This window comes from Acinetobacter endophylla (genome assembly GCF_053543775.1).
In genome coordinates this window covers 1-5,883 of sequence record NZ_JBLVOM010000023.1, presented here as the reverse complement: position 1 = coordinate 5,883, position 5,883 = coordinate 1, and the positions used below count along the sequence as shown (strand labels likewise).

Genomic DNA, 5,883 nt, shown 5'->3' with positions numbered 1-5,883 from the left:
CATCTTTAATAGATGAAACAGAAATTGAATCTATCAGCTTTTGGCAAGCATTCAAATTTTGGTTAAAACTGGGATTCATTAGCTTTGGTGGCCCTGCCGGGCAAATCGCTGTTATGCACCAAGAGTTAGTTGAAGAAAAAAAATGGATTTCAGAACAGCGTTTTATGCACGCATTGAATTATTGCATGCTCTTACCCGGCCCCGAAGCTCAACAACTTGCAACTTATATTGGCTGGTTAATGCATAAAACCAAAGGTGGCATCGTTGCAGGGGTTTTATTTGTTCTACCTTCTCTTTTTATCCTCATTGGGCTGTCTTGGGTCTATGTGAAATATGGCGACGTCCCGATCATTGCCGGTTTGTTTTATGGCATTAAGCCCGCAGTTGCCGCAATTGTATTTCATGCCACGTATCGTATTGGCAGTCGTTCATTAAAGAATAAATTTCTATGGGCGATTGCAGTTATCGCTTTTCTTGCAATATTTATTTTTAATATTCCTTTCCCTTTAATCGTTTTATGTGCAGCGATATCGGGTTATTTGGTCGGTAAAAAGTATCCTGATTTATTTAAGCTAAATGCACATCAGTCCAGTCAAAAATCCTATGGACGTGCAATTATTGATGATGATACCCCTACACCTGAACATGCTGTTTTTAAATGGTCTCATCTGATCAAAATAACTGTAATTTCAGCACTTTTATGGGCAATTCCACTCATCTCTTTAACAGCAGTTTTGGGATGGAGTCATTCTTATACTCAACTGGCTTGGTTCTTTACTAAAGCTGCACTTCTGACATTTGGTGGTGCTTATGCTGTTCTGCCTTACGTTTATCAAGGCGCTGTCGGTTTTTATCACTGGCTCACCCCAACTCAAATGATCGATGGTTTAGCCCTAGGTGAAAGTACTCCCGGCCCATTGATCATGGTGGTGGCTTTTGTCGGCTTCTTAGCAGCTTATAACCATTCGCTGTTGGGTGCTGAACATCAATTTATTGCAGGTGCATTAGGTGCAATCATCGTCACGTGGTTTACTTTTATTTTCTCATTTTTCTTTATCTTAGCCGGAGCACCTGTTATAGAGTCCACACACAATCAAATTAAATTTACTGCCCCTTTAACCGCCATTACCGCTGCCGTGGTGGGCGTAATTTTAAATTTGGCACTCTTTTTATGTTACCACGTGCTTTGGCCACAGGGTTTTGAAGGGAATTTTGATTATATCTCTGCCATTATTGCAATTTTAGCTGTAGTCGCATTATTTAAATTTAATCAAAGTGTGCTCAGAGTCATCATCGGTTCTGCTTTAGTGGGTTTAACGATTAAAATTTTACTATAAAGAATGAACACTAGAGGTATGGATAAAAAATCTATGCTTCTTTTGACACGATTCAAGGTATCTTCTTTCATATAAAAAATTAAAGAATATTCCACTAAATCACTCCCCATTTAACATAATGGCTGTTATGCGAAATTGACTTGTAATGCAATTTGCATTACACTATTCCTAGTACATTAAATACTTGGGAAATATGATGGCTACTGTTAACTTCAGGGTCGATGAAGCCCTTAAAGAAAAATCTTATTCAATCCTTAAAGAGCAAGGTATTGCACCTACGGATTTCTTCACTAGTATTCTTGAGTATGTTGCTACGACTGGGAAACTGCCTGTCAAAAAAGCTTTGCTTTCGGAAGAAGATGAAGAATTATTAGCTCTTGTCCGTAAGCGCATTAATGATCCTAAAGAGATGTTTGAGGAAGTCACATTAGATGACTTATAAGCTTTTACGTCACAAGGACTTTATAGCAGAATGGGAAAAACTCCCTGTTGCTATACGAGATCAATTTAAAAAGAAACTAGCCAAAGTCATAGAGCAGCCACATATTCCAAAGAATATGCTTAGAGGCGATCTTGCAGGTTGCTATAAAATCAAATTATTAAAAGCTGGTGTCCGACTTGTCTATCAAGTTAAAGATGATCAGGTAGTTATCCTGCTCATTACCGTCGGAAAACGAGCTGATAGCATAGTTTATGACGAAGCGAAAAAGCGAATTAAAGACTAAAAATGGGAGCTTATAGCTCCCATTTTTGCCTTCGTATAAGGTGTATTATGTTAATTTTAGAAAAAACTTAAAATTATCTATTAGAGAATCATATATTTTTGGATTACTTATAAGTGAAATAGCACCTATATAGTGCAGGCTTAGCTAGAAAAACTATAACACTCTAAGAAAGTATGGGTTTTTATGTACAAGGCAATTTCATGAGAAGCCAGATGATAAAATTCGAGGCTCCCCAATTTTGTAAATCAAATATATGCAAAATAATGTGAGTAAGTCGGCAGTACCAGCATTAACACTGGCTGCACTAGGAGTAGTATTCGGCGATATAGGAACGAGTCCATTATATGCATTAAAAGAAAGCTTTCATGCGACACGCGGGCTACCTATTAATGAACTTAATATCTTGGGAATTCTCTCTTTAATCTTTTGGACCATTACCTTAATTGTTTCGCTTAAATATGTTTTGGTGATCATGAGAGCTGATAACAATGGTGAAGGGGGTATCATGGCATTACTCGCCTTAAACCTTAGGCAAAAAGGATTGTCCCGTGGAAAAAGACTGGCAATCATTATCTTAGGTTTCATTGGAGCATCCTTATTCTTCGGTGACGGTATCATCACCCCTGCTATTTCTGTTTTATCTGCAGTTGAGGGACTTTCTGTTGCTGCCCCGTCATTTGATCGCTTCATTATTCCAATCAGTATTGGAATTCTTATAGCTCTCTTTGCCGTTCAAAAACATGGGACTGCAATGATGGGGAAGTTTTTTGGTCCTATTACGCTGTTATGGTTCCTATCTATTGGTGCCATTGGCATTATGAGTATTATTCAAAGTCCATTTGTTCTTGCATTATTCAGCCCACACTGGGCTTTTTTATTCGTTATTAACAATCCTCTTATTTCATTTTTTGTGATGGGAGCTGTGGTTTTAACAGTAACAGGTGGTGAAGCCTTATATGCGGATATGGGACATTTTGGTATTTTACCGATCAAGTTAGGCTGGTTTTTAATTGTACTGCCATGTCTGATGCTGAATTATGCTGGACAAGGAGCATTACTGTTAAGAGATCCTTCGGCTATCACCAATCCTTTTTACCTGCTTCTGCCTTCAGCCCTTCTATATCCTATGATTATTCTGGCTACTGCAGCTGCAGTGATTGCCTCACAGGCTTTAATCAGTGGGGTATTCTCTATGGCTAAACAGGCAATACAGTTGGGATATCTACCTAGGCTTACAGTTTTACATACCTCCGCTTCGGAAATTGGACAAATTTATATTCCATTACTGAACTGGCTCCTGTTTATCTCTATCACCATCTTGATCTTAATATTTGAAAGTAGCAGCAAGTTGGCAGGTGCTTATGGTCTGGCCGTCACTGTGACCATGTTCTGTGACACACTGTTAGTAGCTTTTCTGGCTTATAGTTACTGGAAATGGAAAACATGGAAAGTCTTACTGTTCATTATTCCATTCGCCTTTATTGATCTGGTTTTGCTGAGTTCAAACCTATTAAAAGTCCTGATTGGAGGCTGGGTACCAGTCGTTATTGCGGTTATTGTTTTTACCCTCATGATGACCTGGAAAAAAGGCAGAGAGATTCTTCAGGACAAACTGCAGAAGGACACGCTTCCACTGAATGTGTTTCTTGAGCACCTTGAACAGACAGGTCAGAAAGTGAGTGGAAATGCCGTATTTTTAACTGGAACGCCTCAAGTCGTACCCCATGCGCTTTTACATAATCTAAAGCATAATAAAGTTCTGCATGAACGTAATTTTTTGGTGACAATCAAGACTTCTGAAATCCCGTATGTTGATGAAGCTAAGCGAATCGTTACTGAAGTACTAGAGAATGGTTTTTTCAGAATAACGATCCATTATGGATTTAAAGAAGAGCCTAATGTGCCTCATTCATTGAAACAAGCTTTTTCAGTACTGGATCTTGAGTATGACTTAATGAATATCAGCTTCTTTGTTTCTAGAGAAAGATTAATTCCAAGTCTGTCCAGCAAGATGTCTACATGGCGTGAAAAGTTATTTGTCGCAATGCAAAAAAATACCAGCCCTGTCAGTGATTTTTATAAAATCCCTTCTAACCGGGTGGTAGAGCTAGGTAGTCAGATTGAAATTTAAGAATTTCTAAAATGAATAGGCACCTTTAAATAAGGGTGCCTATCTGATCAGAATAAATCTTTTACTTTAATTTTCCAATAGTTGACCAATCTCTAAAGCTGAATAACCACGTTCTTTAAAGATCAAAATAATTGCTTTTTTATAATCTTCAGAAGTAGAGGTCTTATATTTTGTTATAAGTTGAATTTCAGAATTAAGCTGAAGGTCATTTTTTATCGTCAACACTTCCGTAGAGACTTTATTAAAAATCTTGAAATTAAACATACAGGCGCTCTTTATCAATATTATAGCGGCCCGACTACAACAAATACCTGCCTTAGCTCAGCTAGACACCCTTGGCTGCAAGGATTACAAATTAGACAAGATTCTGCAAGTTTTGCTCCATTGAAAGTATGAATATTCAACTAAAGAAGGTTCCATTTAACATAATGGGCGTTATACGAAATGCCTTTTTAAATAGTTCTATTTATCAAACACTTAATTCAATAAAACCAAAACCAAAAAGATCAAAAAACACACGCTTTAACAACTCGTGTGTTTTTTGATCAACTTTGTCATATTTTGCCACTAATTTTGACCAAAAATTACGCTTTTCAGCTTGAGTGATACAATTTTGTGATACATTATTGTATATACAAATTTGAATGTTTTTTATGGAACAGTATTTCGAATGGGATGAGGCAAAGAATCGAAAGAATCAGAAAAAACACGATGTCTCTTTCGAAACGGCAAGCCTTGTTTTTGAAGATCCGCTAAGGATCTCAATCCAGGACAGACATACCGATGGTGAAGAACGTTGGCAGACCATTGGAAAAGTGAAAGGCGTACTAATGCTCTTAGTAGCTCATACCATCTTTGATGAAGATGACTGTGAAATCATACGAATCATTAGTGCAAGACAAGTAACTAAGGCGGAGCGAGATAGATATGAGCATGGTTAGATACTCACGCAAAGAACTGAATGAAAAATTCAGCGACAAGCAAGATGCTGAAATTCAACGCTTGCTTGCTAAGGGAACGGTTCCTGACGATCAGCTAGATCTCTCAGATATGCCTGAAATTACCGACTGGAGCAATGCTGTACGCCACAATCAATTCTATCGACCAGTGAAGCAACAAACATCTATTCGTTTAGATGCTGACGTACTTGCATGGTTCAAAGCACAAGGTAAAGGTTATCAGACACGCATGAATGAAATCTTGCGGGATGCCATGCTAAAAGAATTAAAAAAACATCAGTAAAAATAGGAGCTTAGGCTCCCATTTTTGAATTCGTATAAGGTGTATTATGTTAATTTTAGATAATTTAAATAAAGGCTATAGACGACTAACATCTAATCCTGCTGCGACTAATCTTGTTGCTATCTTTTTCATCTTATTAAATTCAGCAAAATAGCTATCCTTAATTTGGACGGCCTCACAAAACTCTTTTCCTGTGACATCTACCAAACTATCTGCATATTTAATAACTTGGATATGTAACTCCTGCGTCCAAGAACGGCAATCCTATTGATTTCATGATTACCGATGGAACCACACATGATGTTAAAGTTGCGCCTGATTTAATATCAACATTAGATTTAAAAGAGACAAAAGTGGTATGCGCAGATAAAGGCTATGATTCAGAACCACTGCGTGAACAGATCAGGAAAACAGGGACTAAAGCGAATATACCAAAGAAAACAAATAG

At 37.6% G+C, this 5,883-nt stretch carries 7 protein-coding genes and 2 pseudogenes; 7 read left to right on the top strand and 2 right to left on the bottom strand.

Annotated elements, in window-relative coordinates:
* From chrA to ACNPNW_RS03150, 4 genes are all read left to right on the top strand, one after another.
* Window positions 1–1,337, top strand: a 1,337-nt coding sequence (gene chrA / locus ACNPNW_RS03165; protein ID WP_448766512.1) for a chromate efflux transporter, incomplete at its 5' end; no start/stop codon positions are given.
* Between the two features lie 196 nt (window positions 1,338–1,533).
* Window positions 1,534–1,779 (top strand): type II toxin-antitoxin system RelB/DinJ family antitoxin, encoded by a 246-nt coding sequence (locus tag ACNPNW_RS03160; protein ID WP_000246756.1) that lies wholly within the window; start codon window positions 1,534–1,536, stop codon window positions 1,777–1,779.
* Entirely contained in the window at window positions 1,769–2,062 is a 294-nt protein-coding gene (locus ACNPNW_RS03155; RefSeq protein ID WP_125280690.1) for a type II toxin-antitoxin system RelE family toxin, read from the top strand. Before ACNPNW_RS03160 ends, ACNPNW_RS03155 begins: the two co-directional genes overlap by 11 nt.
* A 253-nt stretch (window positions 2,063–2,315) precedes the next feature.
* Complete coding sequence (locus tag ACNPNW_RS03150; RefSeq protein ID WP_151726438.1) at window positions 2,316–4,193, top strand: potassium transporter Kup; 1,878 nt, start codon at window positions 2,316–2,318, stop codon at window positions 4,191–4,193.
* A 66-nt stretch (window positions 4,194–4,259) separates the two neighbouring features.
* Here the strand turns inward: ACNPNW_RS03150 and ACNPNW_RS03145 are convergent, their stop codons facing one another.
* Entirely contained in the window at window positions 4,260–4,457 is a 198-nt protein-coding gene (locus tag ACNPNW_RS03145) for a hypothetical protein (RefSeq protein WP_004282105.1), read from the bottom strand.
* Window positions 4,458–4,846: 389 nt separating this feature from the next.
* Between ACNPNW_RS03145 and ACNPNW_RS03140 the strand changes: the two genes are divergently transcribed.
* Window positions 4,847–5,134 carry a BrnT family toxin gene (locus tag ACNPNW_RS03140; RefSeq protein ID WP_023271598.1) on the top strand — a complete coding sequence of 96 codons (288 nt, stop codon included), beginning with the start codon at window positions 4,847–4,849 and terminating at the stop codon, window positions 5,132–5,134.
* The gene (locus ACNPNW_RS03135) at window positions 5,121–5,435 is read left to right on the top strand and encodes a BrnA antitoxin family protein (protein WP_047930176.1); all 315 of its coding nucleotides are present in this window, start codon (window positions 5,121–5,123) and stop codon (window positions 5,433–5,435) included. Before ACNPNW_RS03140 ends, ACNPNW_RS03135 begins: the two co-directional genes overlap by 14 nt.
* 75 nt (window positions 5,436–5,510) lie before the next feature.
* Here ACNPNW_RS03135 and ACNPNW_RS03130 read toward each other — a convergent pair.
* Window positions 5,511–5,675 (bottom strand): annotated as a pseudogene (locus ACNPNW_RS03130) (HTH-like domain-containing protein); the annotation flags it as partial.
* 14 nt (window positions 5,676–5,689) lie between these two features.
* Between ACNPNW_RS03130 and ACNPNW_RS03125 the strand changes: the two are divergent.
* Window positions 5,690–5,883, top strand: a pseudogene (locus tag ACNPNW_RS03125) (transposase); the annotation flags it as partial.